19 protein-coding genes are annotated in these 19,570 nt (G+C 32.8%); all 19 read right to left on the reverse strand.

Features of this window, described 5'->3' with window-relative positions; translation table 11 throughout:
• Positions 1-26 precede the first annotated feature (26 nt).
• A complete protein-coding gene (locus tag LI162_RS06700; RefSeq protein WP_020435657.1) occupies positions 27-1,067 on the reverse strand; it encodes a glycosyltransferase in 1,041 nt (346 codons plus the stop codon).
• The gene (locus LI162_RS06705; RefSeq protein WP_020435658.1) at positions 1,067-2,161 is read right to left on the reverse strand and encodes a glycosyltransferase family 1 protein; all 1,095 of its coding nucleotides are present in this window, start codon (positions 2,159-2,161) and stop codon (positions 1,067-1,069) included. Before LI162_RS06705 ends, LI162_RS06700 begins: the two co-directional genes overlap by 1 nt.
• 66 nt (positions 2,162-2,227) lie before the next feature.
• Positions 2,228-3,307 (reverse strand): acyltransferase, encoded by a 1,080-nt coding sequence (locus tag LI162_RS06710; RefSeq protein WP_020435659.1) that lies wholly within the window; start codon positions 3,305-3,307, stop codon positions 2,228-2,230.
• A gap of 9 nt (positions 3,308-3,316) precedes the next feature.
• Entirely contained in the window at positions 3,317-4,288 is a 972-nt protein-coding gene (locus LI162_RS06715; RefSeq protein WP_020435660.1) for a hypothetical protein, read from the reverse strand.
• Positions 4,285-5,331 (reverse strand): acyltransferase family protein, encoded by a 1,047-nt coding sequence (locus LI162_RS06720; protein WP_020435661.1) that lies wholly within the window; start codon positions 5,329-5,331, stop codon positions 4,285-4,287. Before LI162_RS06720 ends, LI162_RS06715 begins: the two co-directional genes overlap by 4 nt.
• Entirely contained in the window at positions 5,310-6,491 is a 1,182-nt protein-coding gene (locus LI162_RS06725) for a Coenzyme F420 hydrogenase/dehydrogenase, beta subunit C-terminal domain (protein ID WP_319017783.1), read from the reverse strand. The genes LI162_RS06720 and LI162_RS06725 overlap by 22 nt, the downstream gene beginning before the upstream one ends.
• A complete protein-coding gene (locus tag LI162_RS06730) occupies positions 6,442-7,959 on the reverse strand; it encodes a lipopolysaccharide biosynthesis protein (RefSeq protein WP_020435663.1) in 1,518 nt (505 codons plus the stop codon). Before LI162_RS06730 ends, LI162_RS06725 begins: the two co-directional genes overlap by 50 nt.
• A complete protein-coding gene (locus LI162_RS06735; protein ID WP_020435664.1) occupies positions 7,960-9,021 on the reverse strand; it encodes a polysaccharide pyruvyl transferase family protein in 1,062 nt (353 codons plus the stop codon).
• A 3-nt stretch (positions 9,022-9,024) separates the two neighbouring features.
• Positions 9,025-10,047, reverse strand: a complete 1,023-nt coding sequence (locus LI162_RS06740; protein WP_020435665.1) for a glycosyltransferase family 2 protein — start codon at positions 10,045-10,047, stop codon at positions 9,025-9,027.
• Entirely contained in the window at positions 10,040-11,059 is a 1,020-nt protein-coding gene (locus LI162_RS06745) for a glycosyltransferase family 2 protein (protein WP_020435666.1), read from the reverse strand. The genes LI162_RS06740 and LI162_RS06745 overlap by 8 nt, the downstream gene beginning before the upstream one ends.
• Entirely contained in the window at positions 11,040-12,044 is a 1,005-nt protein-coding gene (locus LI162_RS06750; protein ID WP_020435667.1) for a glycosyltransferase, read from the reverse strand. The genes LI162_RS06745 and LI162_RS06750 overlap by 20 nt, the downstream gene beginning before the upstream one ends.
• Positions 12,037-12,636 carry a serine O-acetyltransferase gene (locus LI162_RS06755; RefSeq protein ID WP_227156123.1) on the reverse strand — a complete coding sequence of 200 codons (600 nt, stop codon included), beginning with the start codon at positions 12,634-12,636 and terminating at the stop codon, positions 12,037-12,039. The genes LI162_RS06750 and LI162_RS06755 overlap by 8 nt, the downstream gene beginning before the upstream one ends.
• Positions 12,626-13,888, reverse strand: a complete 1,263-nt coding sequence (locus LI162_RS06760; RefSeq protein WP_020435669.1) for a hypothetical protein — start codon at positions 13,886-13,888, stop codon at positions 12,626-12,628. Before LI162_RS06760 ends, LI162_RS06755 begins: the two co-directional genes overlap by 11 nt.
• A gap of 149 nt (positions 13,889-14,037) precedes the next feature.
• A complete protein-coding gene (locus LI162_RS06765) occupies positions 14,038-15,156 on the reverse strand; it encodes a glycosyltransferase family 4 protein (protein ID WP_020435670.1) in 1,119 nt (372 codons plus the stop codon).
• 150 nt (positions 15,157-15,306) lie between these two features.
• Positions 15,307-15,930 carry a dTDP-4-dehydrorhamnose 3,5-epimerase gene (gene rfbC, locus LI162_RS06770; RefSeq protein ID WP_020435671.1) on the reverse strand — a complete coding sequence of 208 codons (624 nt, stop codon included), beginning with the start codon at positions 15,928-15,930 and terminating at the stop codon, positions 15,307-15,309.
• A 23-nt stretch (positions 15,931-15,953) separates the two neighbouring features.
• Positions 15,954-16,868 carry a dTDP-4-dehydrorhamnose reductase gene (gene rfbD, locus LI162_RS06775; protein WP_020435672.1) on the reverse strand — a complete coding sequence of 305 codons (915 nt, stop codon included), beginning with the start codon at positions 16,866-16,868 and terminating at the stop codon, positions 15,954-15,956.
• 32 nt (positions 16,869-16,900) lie between these two features.
• Positions 16,901-17,920: a dTDP-glucose 4,6-dehydratase gene (gene rfbB, locus LI162_RS06780; RefSeq protein ID WP_020435673.1), complete on the reverse strand. Its 1,020-nt coding sequence runs from the start codon at positions 17,918-17,920 to the stop codon at positions 16,901-16,903.
• Positions 17,921-18,009: 89 nt separating this feature from the next.
• Complete coding sequence (gene rfbA / locus LI162_RS06785; protein ID WP_020435674.1) at positions 18,010-18,906, reverse strand: glucose-1-phosphate thymidylyltransferase RfbA; 897 nt, start codon at positions 18,904-18,906, stop codon at positions 18,010-18,012.
• Between the two features lie 28 nt (positions 18,907-18,934).
• Positions 18,935-19,498 carry an aP2 domain gene (locus LI162_RS06790; protein ID WP_020435675.1) on the reverse strand — a complete coding sequence of 188 codons (564 nt, stop codon included), beginning with the start codon at positions 19,496-19,498 and terminating at the stop codon, positions 18,935-18,937.
• Positions 19,499-19,570 lie beyond the last annotated feature (72 nt).

Below are 19,570 nucleotides of genomic sequence, written 5' to 3' on the forward strand. Positions count from 1 at the left end.
ATACCTCTTCATATAATAAGATAGTATTAAATACTATCCGTTTTGATAGAATTTAAAATTTTTCCGATATTTTTCCCCATTGCATAATATGTATAATTGTCATAAAATTCTCTTTTTTCGTTTTCACACAAGTTGTAGTATAGTTCATCATCTTTATAAATTTTATCTAATGCCTCTAATAAATCACTTTCTGTTTTTTCAATAATTAACCCATTATAGTTATTTTTTACATAATCGTCTGTTATTCCATGAGATTTTGTAATAATAACCGGTACCCCCATATTCATTGCATGTAAAAAAACAAGTTGCCCAGAAGCAATTTTATCATCATCAAGAGCAATCACAACTCCTCTGGCATTTCTCATATAACGCAACATATCATTTCCAAATATATCTTTTTTCACTTCAATATTACCTTTTGATTCAGCATCTAAAACATCACACGCAATTATCAAAGGATATTCTGTATTTTCAACAGCATTTATCAAAAAATTGTAATCCCTATTACTTCTTCCGGTTGAAAATAAATAATTCCTTTTCTTCAAAGAAAAATCATCGAACTTTTCCGGAATATATTCTATTGCTCCGCATTTCGCAAAGCCAAATATTTGATCTTCTACACCAAATATATCTTTGTACATATTTTTCTCACTTTGCGTAGTCAATATAATTTTATCCACATATTTGGATGTAATTGCATATTTTACAAATTTATAAAATAATTTTCCTATTATTCCTTTTTTGGGTTTATAAATAAACGTCATAATAATCAGCTTATATCTTTTTTTTACATGAAACAGTCTACTAAAAAAGGCAATCGCTATACCATAAAACTGTTGCCAGCACAATACCATCTTTCCTTCATAATGAGATGATGAAAAAACAGTACCTAATGCCACTGTAAAAAATTTTATATATCGCTTTATTCCATATATTTTATTATTTTCATGTAATACAACTTTCCAACATTCACAAGTTACTTCTTCTAAACCTTTTATAAATCCGCTTGCTTCTTCATAATCACTGTCAATAATTAAAATATTCTCAGTTTTCATAGACTTTTTCATTATATTTTCTCTTTTAACTTTCTATAATACTCTTCAAGAATCGTATGCGCATTCTGGATATTATAATTGCTTCCATTTACCATTTGACTTTTTTGTAATCGTTCTTCAAGATTGCCTTCCTTCATCACCTGCTCTGCCCATTTTTTTGCACCTTCACTTAATGGTATAAATTTACAATTTCCAGAAAAGTCTACTTCCTTCGGAACTTGATCAGAAAATAAACACGTTAATCCTGAAAACTGTGCTTCAATCCCTGTCACCGGAATACCCTCAAAAAAAGATGGCATAACAAATACATCCATAGCCTGATAGATTTCATTTACATCGTTTCGGTTTCCTAAAAATAATACAACTTCATGCAGACCTTTTTTTTCTACTTTAAGACGCAATTCTTTTTCTTTTTCACCGGTACCTACTAAAAGCAGTCTCACATTCGGATTTATTTTATATAATTCTGCAAATATTTCTATTAAAAAATCATGATTTTTTTGATATGACAATCTTCCAACATGTCCTACCACAAAATTATCAGAAAGATTTAAACGCTCTCTTATTGTATTGCGAATTTCTCCTTGATAAACAAATTTTTCTGTTTCTATTGCATTTGGGATAATCATAAAATTGGAATTTCCGAATAAAAATCTACCCGCTTCTTTTCCACAAGCACAATATTCGTTTGCAACATTTGTAATCTTCGTGCGAAAAAGTTGCTTTAATGGATACTTTAGATCTTTATCTATAGACGTATTATGACTATGTGCTATCCTTACCGGTATTTTTGCCTTTTTCGCTGCAAGCAATGGCAGATAACTCATCGAATCAATATGGGAATGAATAATCTGATACTCTGTATGTGCTTCAAAAAAATCTTTCATCCATTTAAAATACTTAAGATAATTTTGAGGATATAAACGTGGTGCATAATACATTTTTCCGCCCATAGAAATTATTTCATCATCATAATCGCTTTTATATGGTCTATGTGTCAGAAAATCAAACTGTATCTCATTTCTATCTATATTTCTATAATAATTCATCAACATCGTTTCTAAGCCTGCACGATGCATATCATTTACAACTTGTAATATTCTCATTTCAATTTCCTGCTTTTCTTATTTCCCCTCATAATAATCTTATGAATATTTTTAAAAATCTTCTATCTAAAAACGCAAAAGCCCATTCACAATTGGGAGTTTTTTTATACCTAAAGACACTAGCAATGTAATTATTACTACTATTCCTGTGTATAAGAATGATATACATATATTTGTTGTAATTATTTTGACATCAATTATTTGCTCAATAAATCTTAAAACTGGTATATGTATCAAATAAATTCCTAATGTGTTTTTTGAAATTAATTCAATCACTTTGTTTGATTTATTATAATTCATACATAAAATAAAAATAGCCAATACATTTATAAACGTAAATATTGTTTCTTTTCCGTACCATCCGATCTCCCAAAGATTATGATTTAATTTCGTATACATTATGCCGCACATAAATAAAAAACATGTATCCAATATAATTATGGTGACAAATATCCACTTTTTATTCTTCATAAAATTTTTAATTTTTTCCTGATAACGATATACAATTCCTCCACAACAGAAATATATTAATGCATAACTATTTACATCTTTAAATGGATTAAACATATTAAACATATTTTTATTAGCTATCGCAACCGGATGTTTTACTAAAATAGACAACACTGTCATGATTTCATTCACAAACGTATTTCCAAAAATAATAATAGCGCCAATACATACAAAATATACTAATATCGATGCTTTTTTCTGATACGCATAATAGAATACTGGGAAAAACAGATAAATACATATCAACTCTCCCATATACCACAGATGACTAATCCAATTTTCTTTGAATTGCCATAATGTTTTTAGAAATTCTCCAACACTTAAAATCTCTTTCCGAATAAGCATGAGACTAATAATTGTTATACTGCCCCATATAACAGTAAAAACCATCATCCGTATTATTTTGCTTATATGTTTATGCAAATCAAGTTCTTTATTAAATAATAAAAAACCATTTACGAAAAAAAACAAAGGTGTTGCAACTGCTGCAAAAGCCTGTAAAAAATAATAACTATAGAACTTCATTGTTCCTGTCATTGTTATCTGCGGCAATACACCATGATAAAATACAACACTTATAATTGCTATGCTCTTCATTAAATCAAGATAATATATCCTTTTATACTGTTGTTCCATTTTTTCCTCTTATGAATATAATCCCAAATCAAATACATGTGTAAACTCATATTTTTCATTGTTAAAAAATATTGCTCCTAAAGTTCCTCCACAATTTCCACCAATCAATGATGTGCATCGTGATAACAATATTATAGAAGATAAATATTCCAGACCTGACAGGTAATTGTCATTTTCCCGATCAAAATGCACATCTTTTATATATGATATAGACGAGTCCTTATAATATATATCATCGTAATACTTACGTTTGTTTTCCAAAATTTTCCCTGGAAATTCTTTCACAAAGAGATCTCTTATCTGACGTTCTTCAGTCGCAAGATAAATCGCATCATATTTATTATGTTTCATATGTTTCTTACAAAATTCGATTATCTCTTGTATTGATGGCTGAACTGGATGACCGGCAGGCTTCAATGCTAAATAATCTGTCCCACGACATATAATTCCCAATACTCTTTTCTTATTTGCAAACAATTCTTGATATTCTTTTTCAACATATTCTCGAGTTTTGGCATTTAAACAAATATATTTTTTATACCACTGACACCAAATGTGAACATCTTTGGGATTATATATGTCTTTAAATCCTGGTAAAAATGAATTTGTTTTTTTATTACAAAGTGTTTTTTTCACTTTAGTAACCGATTTCTTTCTGTCTATCAATGGTTCAAAGTACCACTCCCATTGAATAACATTTTCTTTTCCCCTATTTACACATATTTCCGGATACTTATTATGATACAATGAATAAATAATCAATGATAGCATATTATGTAAATAGCAGAAATTAAAATATTCATACTCGAACTCGCCTTCCTGTATCTCCATTACCTCTATTTTTTTTAAATCTGATAACTCAACTCTCTTCTTATCACAGCTTTTCTTTGCAAAATGATAGTATGGTATTCTTCCAAAATACTGCTTTGCAAAATAGAAATTAGGATATATTTTATTTTTATAAAGTTCTTTTAATTTCATAATTTGTTATTTCCTCTGATTTTACTTTGATTTCTTAATCCTTTATCTAAAATATATGTGATAACACAGATTAAAATAATGGTAATTATCCATAATACAGTTCCTGAAAATGCTGTTCTTTTCTTTATTGCTTCTAATATAATTGGATGCAATCCATATATCATAACGGAAGCATTTCGACAATATTTTCCGATTTTATACGCACCAGTTTTGTCCAGTGGATGGTTTAATAGTGTAAGAAACAAAAAATAAATGACGAATATCAAACCGAAGCTTCCTGTCATTCCATTTATCATTCCCAAACATGTTGCAACTTCTATTTCAACACCGTTCAATATAATTGCTAAGAATAAAGCAATACACGGGCTTTTCTCTGCAAAACTAGTTGTCCTTTTCTTTTTTATTTCTCTCTCAGAAATATAATTTCCAAGTAATACAAAAGGCAGTATAGCTGTAATAAAACGTCTGATATAAATAAAATCAAATGATTCCATCAATCTGTCTATAATCCAACTTCTTCCTTGGATCACGCCATACCAGGTATAGGTAAACACCCCGAATACATATAGGATAGCAGAAAAGAACCATAATAATTTTTCTTTTTTCCACTTTATACAAAAATGAAGTACAGTAACTGCCGCTATCATACATGGAAAAAACCAGAGATGATAATACGTGCCATATATAAAAAATCTTTTTATTATTGTGATAGAAAAATCTACAAACGACATGCCTTGAAAATTATGATTGATAAAATCCCATGCAAGATAAATAACACTAAATATCACATAATATTTTAATAGTGATTTGATATTTCTTTTCCATGCATTGTTATTCTTTCTTTCATGATTTGACAAAAAATATCCTGTCACACACGCAAAAAAAGGGACCGCCATCCTACCAAACACACTATTTATCAAATATGCTGTCTGCGGTGAAATTTCTTCTAAAAGTCCCGCATGAACGCCTACAACCAAAAATGAAGCAATAATTTTCATTATGTCAATTGCATTATTTCTCACTATACTTTCATCTTTCTGCATATCTTCCACCATTTCCTCAATACTTTTTTCTTTAATCCTTCTTCTTTCGCTTTCTCTATACTTTTTTCCAATGATTCTTTCTTCACATATCGAAAGAACAAGTCTCTAGAAACTTCATCCCATGGAGAAGAAATCATACTCTGATTATAAGAAATTACTTTATCGATTTCCAGCATCCTATATATCACTTGCTCCTTCATTTCTTGAAAAAGCTGTTTCCCTTTCAGATCCTGAATGATAGCCATCGAATATCCTTTCTCTTCACTCCAATCCGAATAAATTTCACTGCACCCCCAAAGATCTCCCAATGTTATATTGCTGACTCTGTGTATGGTCCTGCAAGTACAAGAAAAACAAGATCTACGCAAATTAAGATTTTTTAAAAATGACTGTAAATAAACATCGTCATGCATAGTTTTTCGGTATTCCACTCCCCCTGTACTTTCTATATACATAGAAAAATCAGACCAGCCTTCTGTCTTATCTCGAAATCGAATACTCTTTATTGTGTCCTCTATTTTTAGCACTTCTTGAATATATTTTTCAAATATTTTTGGAGAACTCACACCATGACAAACAAAATCTACTGTATATAAATTCTCATATTCCTTCCCTAATATTTTATAAAGTGCTTGTATCTGACAAGGTGTCCCACTGTATAATACTGTTTTGCCCTGTTCAAGAAATCTTTTCACCAACTTGTATGTATTACCAACATTACTCTGTATATATTTAGAGCCTATCAATAAATCCAGATCTTCTTCTTTCTCAATATAAGTATGAATAGCTTTCAAACCATCCATTTTCACACCAAATACAATACCATTATTTTTCAGAATTTCTTTGGCAATTACCTCAAAGATTCCTCCTGAAGAAGCTTTTTTTCTCGCCTCTTCATCTTTATTGTACAAAGCATAAACCTCATATTCTTCTGTTGGCTCACTGACGCTTGAGTGACATATTTTCTTACATACACCGCAAGATATACACAATTTTTCATCAATCGAAGGATATAAAAATCCTTCTTCATCTCTTGTCATAACAATACATCCAATCGGACACGCATTGGCACATGCGCCACATCCCGTACAGTGTCTTTTATCTGTTATTTTATATATTTTTTTGTCTGAACATTTGTTTAACAATTGTTTTCTCATCATTATTCAATCCAATCAAATAAAGTAATATTGCATAAATTCCGAGAAACAGCCCTGCCTGACTTAAAAAGGCTGCCCACGAATCCACTGGGAATACCCTCCGTACACTTACTCCTATTATTACAGCTATGATAAGCGAAATCGATGGTTGAATCATACTTTTTATAAATTCGATTATATTCAGTCCTACTTTTTTATGATAATACCAATTCATTAATATAATATTTCCAATAATTGTAGAAAGTGTTGTTCCAAAAGTAGTTCCAACTGCACCATAATACTTTCCAAGCGGAATGCTGATTCCAAGATTTGCAAAAGCTATAATGAAATATATGATTGATCTGAACTTATGCATATTTTTGGCCCTTTGTATTTCAATTCCAATATTTTGAATTAATGGAACTATGTATGGAATCATAACCATTGCTCCTACGTAATAAGCAGCATCATATCCTTCTCCAGCCCATTTACGTATAAAAAATTTTCCATATAACAAATATCCGGTTAAGACAGCTGATAAAATAATATACTGAATTCTCCCAATTCTTACAAATAATTTATTAAGTATCTCATCTCCTTGTTTTTCTGCAATCATCTTATTTACCCGCGGAATAAAAACATTTGAAACTGCTGTTGACATACTAATAAAATATTGATTAAACTGACTTCCTACCGAATATATAGCCACAACACTGGCTCCCTGAACAGCTCCCAGTATCACCTTATCAACATTCAAATTAATCTGTGTGGCAATTTCATTTAAAAATATATACAGTGAAAATGTTCCCACGTTTTTTAATACGTTTAATTGCATTCCATGAAATTGAAACTTCATATGCAATTTAAACATACAGTAGTATATATTCATTCCAGTTCTAAACAACGTTAATATCAAATTTGCTGCAACTAATACAGTAGAACGATATCCCATTAAAAGTAATGGTAATGTGATAAATGGATTTAAAACAGTAACTGCTATTAGCATAATTCTTTGAAATATATATCTCTCGTGAGCGGTCATATAACATTCAAAAATAATATTAGGAAATGTAACTGCCATTGAAATCACTAAAATCAACATCAACTTTTGGACTTGTTTCACGTCTGCTGCCGAAAGACTGCTACCAAAAATCTTATCTGCAGAGGCTATCATCCCACTACCTGCTACACATGATAAAGCTGCCAATCCTAAGAATACAAGTAAAAAAATACTGTTTAATTTTCGTATTTCTTCTTCCTGATTCTTTACCTTATATCCAAAATAAAACTTCATATAAGAACTTCCAAATCCAAAACTTAGCAGTCCCAGATATGATACTGTAGAACTCCCCAACTGGTAAAGTCCATATTCATTTTGCCCCAATAATCGTAACATAGTCGGAGTATATATAATTGCGCACAAATTTTGAATAATAATTGTAACATAACTGAGCAACGTTCCCATTTTCAGCTGATTTACTTTTTTATTCATTTATTTATTCTCCTCTAGAATTTTTCTCAAAAAATTCTTATATTTTTTCTGTTCCTTGTAGATTGCCGCATCGCTCTTATCGAATCTCATAAATAACGCATTGCTCATATCAATATTCATTTTTTTACGTTCTGAACATTGCATTTTCGATAACAATGTATCTAGTCTGGAATTCATCTTTTCAAAATTTTCTTCTCGCTCAAATACAACAAATGGAGTATGCAAAATCAAAGAAAATACGCTTCCATGAAATGAATCTGTACATACGCATGCAGCATGATCTATTAAATATATAAATTCATCTGGTGCAATTCCAAAATTTTTTTCATTTTGTAATTCAATAACTTGTAAATGATTTCTTTCTGCCAGCACTCTAATCCATTCTCGGGAAACACTGTTACATTCTCCCAAAAAATACATCAAAAGATATTTCGATGCTATTTTTTTCGGACGTTTTGCTATTCGTCTCCAGTTTTCTGCTGAAATAAACATAGTTGGATCACATAAAACCTCCGCTTTTCGCTTGCATAACTGTTCTATAATCTCTGCACCTTTTTCTTCTCGCACAGACAGAAATTGAAAATCCTTTATCCATTCTGTAAACTCATCTATTTTTTCCTTTGGTATTGCATCACATGCAATACTTGGAGAGATTGCCACTTTCTTTTTAGTTTGTGTAAAGGTTAAAAAATTAGCTTCTGTACAGTATGCTAAATACGGATTCCAAACCTGGTCACTGCCGGCAATAAAATAATCATACGCCCCATCCAGTCCTTCTGGAATTGTTTCATCTATTATAAATTTACTTTTACAAATATACTTTCTATTAAATCTATGAAAATTAAGTACTCTGTTCTCTTCTTTTGTCAAATGATAATGTAGAATTTTTTTTAAATATAATTTAAAAAGATATTTCGTATTTTCTATATCAAATACATTCGTATTTTTCCAAATTGTTTCTGCCTCTATCCCAATACTTTTCAGTGATTCCTGAACAGCATAATTTTGCAGACGATTTCCATAATTATATCCATTTGTAATGGTAACAATACCCGCCTTCATATATCAATTTCCTTTTCGTTTTAACTGCTTCAACTTGGTGTATATATAGTGAATACAATAGTAAAGAACAAACTTTCTGTTTTTTAAAATAAAATAATCCAATTTATTAATATCATTATATTCCTTTTGTTTCTCGAGAAAATCAACAAATCTATCATCTCTCATTATTTTGTTAATTTCATGAAAACGTTCTTTCATGGAAATATCTTTCCATACAGTCCAGTATGCCGCTGCCGTATTAATTCCCTGATAGTAAAAATACCTGTTTAATTCTTTTTTCGCTGAAGTACTTAACTTATAGTGGTTCTCTACCATGTACATAATCTCTTTATCAATATCCATCTGCATTTGGAAAGAGTCTTTATAATAAGCACTTCCTGCACCCATTCCTAGACGTATATGATATATGAATACAGGAATGTCAGACAAAATATACTTCTTTACATACTGAAAATATGCTAAATTAAATCTTATATCTTCCCCATACACTACTTTATCCTGAAAATGTATGTTATTATTTTCTATAATGTCTCTGCGGAAAACCTTTCCGCATTGAAGCATAAATATTTGTTCATTTAATAATCTTGGAAACTCTTCTTTTCCAAGATGATACTCCATATTATTTGCAGAAATACTATTTTTGATTTTTTTATCTTTACCTTCTATTTTCTTATAATAATTAAACAAAATCCATTGAACATCTTGTTCCGTAAATTCGATTATTTTATTCAAAGAACCTGGAACCATCTCATCATCAGAATCTAAAAAGTATACCCATTCTCCCGTAGCTGCCTTTATTCCAGTATTCCTTGCAGCACTTACCCCCTGATTTTCTTGATGAATTAGTTTGACAAACTCATATTGCGCTGCAAACTGCTGCATTATTTTCAATGAATTATCTGACGATCCATCATCAACTAATACCAACTGACAACGGACTGGATTTTGATCAAGTACTGACATGATACATCTTTTAATATATTTTTCACTATTGTAAACAGGTACAATAATACTTATCTTATCCAATACACTTACTCCCCGTTTCCTTTAAAAACACATAAATCTTATGCAACGTATAATATACTTTACCAAAATGATTTTTTAATAAGATATAATCTATTTTTTTTATTCTTCCGGCATTTTTTTCCTGTTTCAGAACCTTCTGAAAATATTGCGACGATAAAATCTCATATATTTTCTTATTATCTTTCAACAAAATTGCCCTTTCTACAGAAGCAATACATTGTGAATAATAAAAATGATTCATTTTTTCTTTTGTATCATCTTTCAAATGACTACACATATTTAATGTTTCTTCTACATTTTCGCATAAACATTTTTGAATTTTCCATTCATCCATTTCCACGCTATGACTTAACCCTGAATCCAAATGGTAATAATACTTATACACCACTTTTTGAGTAACAACAAAATTATTAATATGTATGAAATAATTCAGATTAAACAATAAATCCTCGCCATAATTATATGATCTATCAAACAATAAGCCCTTCTCTTTTATAATATTTTTATCATACAATTTTCCCCACACAAAATGAAAATTTCTGCTCTTCACCAGTTCTGGAAGTTCATCCGGTATACCTTTATGAATCTTTTCCTGAAAATATTGTAAGTTACACTTTTGAGTTCTCATCTTTTGATTATATGAAACAAAATTTCCGATAACCCAATCAGTATTCGCCACATTTGTAGCCAATGTTTCTAAAGCATCTGGGAAAATCATGTCATCTGCATCCAAAAAAAACACATATCTTCCGGATGCCTTCTGCAATCCAAGATTTCTAGCTCCACTTACACCTCTGTTTTCTGAATTAATAAGTGTGAATCCTTTATAAGCACCTACAAATTTCTCACATATTTCTTTTGTGCGATCTGTCGATCCGTCATTTACAATAATAATTTCATAAAATTTATACGTTTGTTTTAAAACACTGCTTATACATCTATTTATATATTTTTCTGCATTGTATGCTGGAATAATAACTGAAATCAAAAAATCATCTACTTTTTCTTTCATTTTTGCTAATCCTTTTCCCTATTATATCAAAAGGACTAACCAGCATCATTGCAATGATACAGTCCTTTAAACTGAATTGTTTTCGCTTTAGAAAATATGAAAAATTCTCCTGAAACCTCATCCTATACTGATAATATTCCTTTTCATATTTCCATGGTTCTTCGCTGTGCCTTATAGCATTTAGCAGACAATAATAATGTATACTCAAAAATTGTTTAACATATTTTGCTAGTTGCGGATACTCGCTAGTAGCTGAGTTCTCCAACTCTTCCAAATGCTTTTCCACAACTTTAAATTTAGCAGAGTAACCTGATTTTGTAATACTTCCTTTTCTTTGTCTGTATCCATACATTTTTGAATCTAAACACACTGTTTTTGAAGAACATTTTAACATCCCATACACTACATTCGTGTCTTCATTTATTTCACCTTCAACAAATCTGCACTTTTTCCATACTTCTGTGACATAAACTTTATCACATACACTTTCCGAAATATTACGTAAAAAAAAGTGTTTCAATGTTTCTTCTGTTGTATATACTCTTTTTTTATATTTCTTTTTTCTACGTATACATTTTTTTAAATCTTTGTATTCTCTAAAGGTAAAATATCTGCATACCGCAATTTCTGCATGATTTAATTCTAGTTCTGTAATCAACCTTTCATACATATCCGGCAAAATATAGTCATCACCGTCAACAAAACCTATATATCGTCCTTTTGCAACATCCAAACCAGCATTCCTTGCTGACGAAAGCCCTCCATTTTTTTTATGTACAACTTTTATGCGTGTGTCCTTTGACGCATACCTATCACATATTTTCCCACTGGAGTCTGTCGACCCATCATCTACTAAGATTACTTCATACTGGCTTAATGTTTGATGCAATAAGCTGTCCACACATTCCTTTAAATATTTTTCAACATTATATACTGGTACAATGATTGATAAAAGTACCTCTTCACGATTCTTTTCCTCATTCACCTATTTGACTTTCTCCCTTTTTTAGTATTCTTGCCGGAATCCCTACAAGCGTAACTCCTGGCGTTAAAAACGATTTTGTCACCACTGCACCTGCGCCAATTTTAATATCATCAGCAATCTCTACATTACCGATAATTTTAGCTCCTACGCCAATATCTACTCTATTTCCTACACGTGGTGCCTCCAATGTCGTGCCATTATTTCCAATACAATTATCTCCATGAAGCTGACAATCCTCACCAACACGTGCAAAGCCATTCACAACAATGTTGCCAGAATGATATATTACCAATCCTGGTTCAAATACTCCTTCTACCATTTCAAATCCTATTTTTAATCCTAAACGATTTCGTTTGCTTCTGTACCACAAATAAGGCAGTCTTTTAATTCCCTTCTGACAAAAATAATATTCTGTATAGCGCAAAGCTTTCTGATATTTCCAGATTCTTACACTCGGATCATTCACTAACCATTCTACTAGCTGATCGTGTCTTTTTTTCCCTGTGATATAATATTTTTTTTCTCTTTTCAGACACTCTTTTAATTTATTTTTTGTATCTAACATGATTTTTCCTGTCTTTTTACTTGTCATTCTTTCTTGCAATAAACGGAAATGCACAAATTAATGCAATAAGATAAGAAACTTCTAACTCAAGTGCACAATTATAAATCAATCCAATTAAACACGTTGGTATGAAAGAAAATACTGCCAAATCATATACTTCCTTTATTTTCTTTCTGTTTTTTAAGATTGACAGTGCAATAGAAAGGAAAAACGCTCCTGTCAATACCAACCCAATTGCGCCTTGCTCTAAAAATATCCATGCGTGTGAAAACCATCTATAATGTAAATATGAATATTGATTATAAAATGCACTCTGTAAAAACGAAAAGCTGGATTGTTCGCAATTTCCTAGTCCAAATCCAAATAATGTATGTATAATATCTCCTTTGAAGAATTTGCTATAAAGTTCCTGAATCGCAGTTAGACGATTTAAATCTCCTGAATTCGTATATCCGTTTCCAGACAAATAATAATCCATCGCATCCTTGTACAAAAATATTTTCAAAATTTCAGGATTATATCGGCTAATTAGATTAAATCCTATTATCAAACCAACAAATGCTGCTATATAAATTCCAATCGTTTTCTTTGAAGGACGTGTGTATATACTCTGAATAAATGCTATGATTATAAATTCCACAAAATAAATTTTCAATTCACACAAAGTTGCAATATACATACATATAATACAATATCCTACTAACTTAATTGGTGACATTTTAGAATAATTAAATTCTGCAAAAACAATTGTCGTAATCACGCATAACATAACACACACATATGCATTACATCCTGCTGATACGCCAAAAAATCCACCAAGCAAATCATCCCTGTATCCTTGTATAAAAAATTGATATGTAATCATCAAAGTATTCATCAAAAAAAATATCTTGAAAAATTCGACAAATTTTATTATATCTTTTTTTGTCAATATACCCACACATATAAAAAAGAAAATGAAAAAGCGGAAACTGTTTCGCAACCCCCACAAGACGAGTAGCGGATTTACTAAATTAATCATCGTGCCTAATATCATGCATATAAGAATAGATATAGCAATATTTCTTTGCGGTCTTAAATCACGTTTTAAAAATCCCTTTTTTATACTAAAAAAATGAAATACAATCATATATATTGTAAGAATATCTGTAAGATAAGTTATTGCAAATGGTAAACCTAATATATCTCTTATCCATAACATAAAATGTATATATAATATTTGCATAAAAACAACCATGCGTTTTTTAGATGGAATTTGTATTATTAATCTAGTTTTCATTTACTTCTATAATGTTGTTAGAAACAACATCATATTTCCTTTCATTTTTTCTAGGTTAGTACCTTTAAATATTTTATATGATAATGACTATTCACTATCGTGTATTGTCGTTTTCTGATCAGCGAAAACCTTATTTCCTTAATTCCAATTTAATTTTTCAAAGCTGGTTTCCTTGTCTGTTCATATAATTCCAATGTTTTATTCGTAATAGAATTCCAATTATATTTTTCGCAAATAAAATTTTCAACATCTTTTTTATACTTTTTAACCACTTCAGGATGGTCGCACAAATTCTGTAATTTATTAGTAAGCATAGCAATATCTCCTTTTGAAAATATTACTCCTTTATCTTCAACTACTTCTGTTAACTCCTTGATGTCCGAAACAAGACAACAATTTCCATAACTCATTGCTTCTAATAAACTTAACGGCATTCCTTCCAAATCGGAAGGTAATACATATAAATAAGCATTGCTATATAATTCTTCCAGTAAACTACCTTGAACAAATCCTGTAAATAAAATTCTAGAATCTTTTTTTGCTTTGTTTTTTATTTCCCTTTCATATTCAGGAGTATCACTGCTTCCCCCAGCTATTACAAGCTTCATATTTGTATTTACTTCTAAAAAACTATCTATTAAATATGAAATTCCTTTTTCTGGTACAAGTCTCCCTAAAAACAAAATATAACCATCTTTTTTTATACTATATAGTTGTTCTATCTGATCCGCTTTTCTTACTTCAGGTAAATTCACTCCATTAGGTATAAAATGTGTATTTCTATTATATTTCTTTTTGAAATATTCTTTCATATTTTCACTCAATACAATTATTTCATCCGCATATTTTACTGCATTAACTTCACCTTTTTGTATAAACCATGAACAAAATCTACCTCTCCATTTTTCTCGCTGCCAATCCAATCCATGAATTGTAACAATAATTTTTTTATTAAATAATTTAGGAATCCATGCAAAAAAAGCTGGTCCTTCTGCATGAATATGTACTATATCATAGTCGCCTATAGCTGATAAAATTGCTGCAAAAAAAGAGGATGAAACTGCTGCAAGCCCTTTTCTATCAAGTGTTGGAACACTTTTTATCTTAATTCCATTGAAATCATATTCCCTATCATATTGCTTTCTTCTATTATAACATACAACTTGATTTCCTAGTTCTACTAACCTTAATGCTAGTTCTTCTACTACTATTTCCACACCTCCTTCTCTTGAAGGAATCCTTTTATGCCCAAACATTGCTATTTTCATATTTTGCATCCACTTCTTCTATAAATTCTTGTATATCCAATATGAGAATCATCCCCCACCTAACAGATGGTTTGTTCCAGATCTATAAGCCTTTGTTACTCCTTGACATTAACTCTTAGGAGAGGCTTCAAATTCTTTTGTACGTGTATTTCACTCAAAGCTAAAACTTGAACGTATCATTCCGTTCACTCCTGTCCATTTCTGATCCTTCTCGCTCAGGTTCAACTTCGTACCATCTGCCAGATTATACCCTTCAGCACTTGCACTTCCTTGATATTCGCCATTCACCTGTGGCCATTTAATTCCAATCCCCGGATCATTCCATGCTATTCCGCCTTCATCGTTCGGATGATAGAAGTCATCACACTTATAGCAGAACTCTGCTGTCTCGCTTAGCACTAAAAATCCATGTGCAAATCCTCTTGGAATTAAAAACTGCTTTTTATTCTCTTCTGTCAGTTCGATTCCATACCATTTGCCATATGTTTCACTTCCTGCACGCAAATCCACTGCAACATCAAATACAGATCCTTTAATCGCACGAACCAGCTTTGTCTGTGGATACTGTTTCTGAAAATGCAGTCCTCTCAGCACACCTTTTGTAGACATGGACTGATTATCCTGCACAAACTTGATACCAATCCCTGCCTCTTTCATGTCATTCTCATTGTAAGTTTCCATGAAGTATCCACGTGCATCTCCATGTACTGCCGGAGTGATCACACACAGTCCTTCGATTCCTCCTACATTTTTCTCAACTGTAATTTGTCCCATTACACTTAACTCCCACTTTGTTTCTATTCTTCTATTTCTTTGAGATAACGGCTCAGCGCATCCTGCCAGGTTGGCAAAGGTTTAAAACCAGCTTCTACAAGTTTGTTTTTCTCTAATCGGCTGTTGAATGGTCGAGCTGCTTTACTTAATCCGTACTCCGCTGTTGTTATCGGGAGTACTTCTGTTGTATATCCTGCCTGACGGTAAATCTCTTTTGTAAAGTCATACCAGCTGATATAGCCGCCCTCATTTGTTGCATGATAGTATCCATACTTTTCTGATTCGTTCATATCAACCAGCAGCCTTGCCAAATCATACGTATAAGTCGGCGTACCAATCTGGTCATTTACCACACGAACTGTGTCGTGGTTCTTACCTACATTCAGCATCGTCTTGATAAAATTCTTTCCATTCAGACCGAACACCCAAGCAATGCGGACAATGAAGTATTTCTCCAATGTTTCGCTAACAGCTAACTCTCCCTCTAATTTTGTCTTTCCATATACGTTCAAAGGAGCATACGCTTTACAGTCTGGTTCCCAAGGCTCTGTTCCCTGACCATCAAATACATAATCCGTACTGATATATGTCATCTTGCAGTCCAATTTCTTGCAGACTTCTGCTATATTCTGTGTTCCCCCTGCATTAATGGCACGGACTTTCTCCTGTTTTTCTTCATCCTCTGCCAGATCCACAGCTGTCCATGCCGCACAGTGGATCACGGCATCCGGATGAATCTCTGTAATTGTTTTTTCAACTGCTTCTTTATCTGTGATATCTAAAGATACATAAGGTGCTTTCGTTACTTCAGAACCATCAGCTACACCACTGTAGATTTTCTGAATGTCAGAACCAACACCTTCATGTCCTCTTCCCAACAGTTCATTCATCACATCATGTCCAAGCTGACCGCCGACACCTGTTACAAAAAACTTCATTCTGTTTCTTCCTCCGGTTAATCTATTGTTACTTAGCGGTTGCTGTACATCTTGTCGTAATAGTTCTGATACTCGCCACTGATGATTGTCTCCCACCAGTCACGATTATCGAGATACCACTGGATTGTCTTCTTGATTCCATCTTCAAACTTTGTCTCAGGAAGCCATCCAAGCTCGTTATGAATCTTTGTCGGATCGATCGCGTAACGCATATCATGACCTTTACGGTCTCCGACATGAGTGATCAGTGATTCTGGTTTTCCAAGCTCTTTACAGATAATCTTTACGATCTCGATATTCTGTTTCTCATTGTGTCCACCAACGTTATATACTTCTCCAACACGACCATTGTGAATAATCAGATCGATTGCTTTGCAGTGATCTTCTACATATAACCAATCACGCACATTCAGACCTTCTCCATATACTGGAAGTGGCTTATCTGCTAATGCATTTGCAATCATGAGCGGAATCAGCTTCTCCGGGAAGTGATATGGTCCGTAGTTATTAGAGCAGCGGCTGATTGTTACAGGCAGTCCATATGTACGGTGATATGCCAGTACAAGAAGGTCAGCTCCTGCCTTAGAACTGCTGTATGGTGAACTTGTATGAATCGGTGTTTCCTCTGTGAAGAACAAATCCGGACGATCCAGTGGAAGATCTCCATATACTTCATCTGTAGATACCTGATGATATCTCTTGATTCCGTATTTACGGCATGCATCCATCAGTGTCTGTGTTCCCATGATATTGGTCTCAAGGAAGATTCCAGGGTTTTCGATAGAACGGTCTACATGAGACTCTGCTGCAAAGTTAACAACAACGTCTGGATGCTCTTCTTCAAACAATTTATTTACTGCTTCCCTGTCACAGATATCTGCTTTTACAAAGCGGAAATTCGGGTTGTCCATCACTGGTTCCAGTGTGGAAAGATTTCCAGCATAAGTCAGCTTATCCAGACAGATGATTCTGTAATCTGGATATTTGTTTAACATATGGAATACAAAGTTACTTCCAATAAATCCAGCTCCTCCGGTAACAATAATGTTCATGTTCTTGGTTCTCCTCGTCTCTCTCGTTTTCAATTCCTATGGAAATGACCTCGATCTTTTCTTTATCTCACTTTCAGTATTCGTTCAAATCAGTAGAGATGCTCTCTATATTTCCCATCCATAACATCTTTCAGATATTGTCCATACTGATTCTTCCTCATTACTTCATAAACTTCCGTCAACTCATCTTTACTGATCCATCCATTCAGATATGCGATTTCTTCCAGACATGCAATCTTACGATGCTGATGCTGCTCAACTGTTTTTACGAAATTAGTAGCATCTACAAGACTCTCATGTGTTCCTGTATCCAGCCAGGTAAATCCCTGTCCGAGAAGTTCTACATTCAGGCTGCCTTCTTCCAAATAAATACGGTTCAGGTCTGTGATCTCCAGTTCTCCACGTGCGGATGGCTTTAAATTCTTTGCATACTCAACCACACGGTTATCATAGAAATACAATCCTGTTACACAGTAATTACTCTTTGGGTATTCTGGTTTTTCTTCGATTGAAATCGCTTTTCCTTCGTTATCAAACTCCACGATTCCAAAACGTTCCGGATCGTCTACGTAATATCCAAAGACAGTCGCACCTTTTCCATTTTCCGCATTATCCACTGCTGCTTTCAGACGTTTCTTGAGTCCGTGTCCTGCAAAGATGTTATCACCAAGAACCATCGCCACAGAATCATCTCCTATAAAATCCGCTCCGATAATAAATGCCTGTGCCAGTCCGTCCGGTGATGGCTGAACCTCATATGTCAAGTTGACTCCGAACTGATGCCCACCTCCTAATAAACTTTTGAATCTTGGGGTGTCCTGTGGTGTCGAAATAATTAAAATGTCTCGAATGCCTGCATTCATAAGAACTGACATTGGATAATAGATCATAGGTTTGTCATAAATCGGCAAAAGCTGTTTACTTGTCACCATGGTCAACGGATACAGACGAGTGCCTGATCCACCTGCTAAGATAATACCTTTCATACTTTTCTCCCTTTTCTTGTAGATTGACTTATCTGCATCCTGCTTCTACCTGTAACTCTCCGTCTACTTTGCTGACATTGAATACCAGCGGATGTTCTTTCCCCCACTCTGGATCTTCCTGTTCCTTTTGGTTCCATTCTTTCCATACTTTAACAAAACCATTATGTATCAGGTTCTCCGCTTTAAGTCTGGCCTGGACTGCTTCGTCGTAATCATCAAAGAGACCAACATAATAACGCTTTCCCTTGAAACCGATATCAACACGGTATCGATTGCTGTTTTTTAATCGGAACACACCTCGAAAACCACTCTCGTTATCTCTGCGTTTTTTTCTCTTCTCTAATACTTCAACGCAAGTTCCATCTACCAGATGTCTGCGATCCGCAATTGCTTTCTGATTCTGGTCTTTTAAACAGCCACAGCTTCGATTGTGTGCATGGATCAACCCTGCTGCCGGCACGTCAATTGTATTTCCACATTTGCAGACACAATGCCAATAAACAGATCCTCGTTTATCTCTTTGTTCAGTTGGATACATTGCTGTAAGAAGGCCGAACTGCCTTCCTGTAAGATCTTGAGGCTTTCTTCCCATTATTCTCCCCTATATTTTTTCGTAGAGTATACAACTCTACGAATTCCTTTATAGTTAATTTACGGTTTAAAA

Source organism: Mediterraneibacter sp. 210702-DFI.3.120 (genome assembly GCF_020561005.1).
GTDB lineage: Bacteria > Bacillota > Clostridia > Lachnospirales > Lachnospiraceae > Mediterraneibacter > Mediterraneibacter faecis.

Coding starts and splice junctions, on each gene's coding strand:
- rfbA (WP_020435674.1), bottom strand. CDS start 18,906: ATGAAAGGTATTATCTTAGCAGGTGGATCAGGCACTCGTCTGTATCCG.
- LI162_RS06715 (WP_020435660.1), bottom strand. CDS start 4,288: ATGAAATTAAAAGAACTTTATAAAAATAAAATATATCCTAATTTCTAT.
- LI162_RS06700 (WP_020435657.1), bottom strand. CDS start 1,067: ATGAAAAAGTCTATGAAAACTGAGAATATTTTAATTATTGACAGTGAT.
- rfbD (WP_020435672.1), bottom strand. CDS start 16,868: ATGAAGTTTTTTGTAACAGGTGTCGGCGGTCAGCTTGGACATGATGTG.
- LI162_RS06720 (WP_020435661.1), bottom strand. CDS start 5,331: ATGCAGAAAGATGAAAGTATAGTGAGAAATAATGCAATTGACATAATG.
- LI162_RS06765 (WP_020435670.1), bottom strand. CDS start 15,156: ATGAAAATAGCAATGTTTGGGCATAAAAGGATTCCTTCAAGAGAAGGA.
- LI162_RS06730 (WP_020435663.1), bottom strand. CDS start 7,959: ATGAATAAAAAAGTAAATCAGCTGAAAATGGGAACGTTGCTCAGTTAT.
- LI162_RS06745 (WP_020435666.1), bottom strand. CDS start 11,059: ATGAAAGAAAAAGTAGATGATTTTTTGATTTCAGTTATTATTCCAGCA.
- LI162_RS06735 (WP_020435664.1), bottom strand. CDS start 9,021: ATGAAGGCGGGTATTGTTACCATTACAAATGGATATAATTATGGAAAT.
- LI162_RS06790 (WP_020435675.1), bottom strand. CDS start 19,498: ATGGGAAGAAAGCCTCAAGATCTTACAGGAAGGCAGTTCGGCCTTCTT.
- rfbC (WP_020435671.1), bottom strand. CDS start 15,930: ATGGGACAAATTACAGTTGAGAAAAATGTAGGAGGAATCGAAGGACTG.
- LI162_RS06755 (WP_227156123.1), bottom strand. CDS start 12,636: ATGACAAGTAAAAAGACAGGAAAAATCATGTTAGATACAAAAAATAAA.
- LI162_RS06710 (WP_020435659.1), bottom strand. CDS start 3,307: ATGGAACAACAGTATAAAAGGATATATTATCTTGATTTAATGAAGAGC.
- rfbB (WP_020435673.1), bottom strand. CDS start 17,920: ATGAACATTATTGTTACCGGAGGAGCTGGATTTATTGGAAGTAACTTT.
- LI162_RS06760 (WP_020435669.1), bottom strand. CDS start 13,888: ATGAAAACTAGATTAATAATACAAATTCCATCTAAAAAACGCATGGTT.
- LI162_RS06725 (WP_319017783.1), bottom strand. CDS start 6,491: ATGATGAGAAAACAATTGTTAAACAAATGTTCAGACAAAAAAATATAT.
- LI162_RS06705 (WP_020435658.1), bottom strand. CDS start 2,161: ATGAGAATATTACAAGTTGTAAATGATATGCATCGTGCAGGCTTAGAA.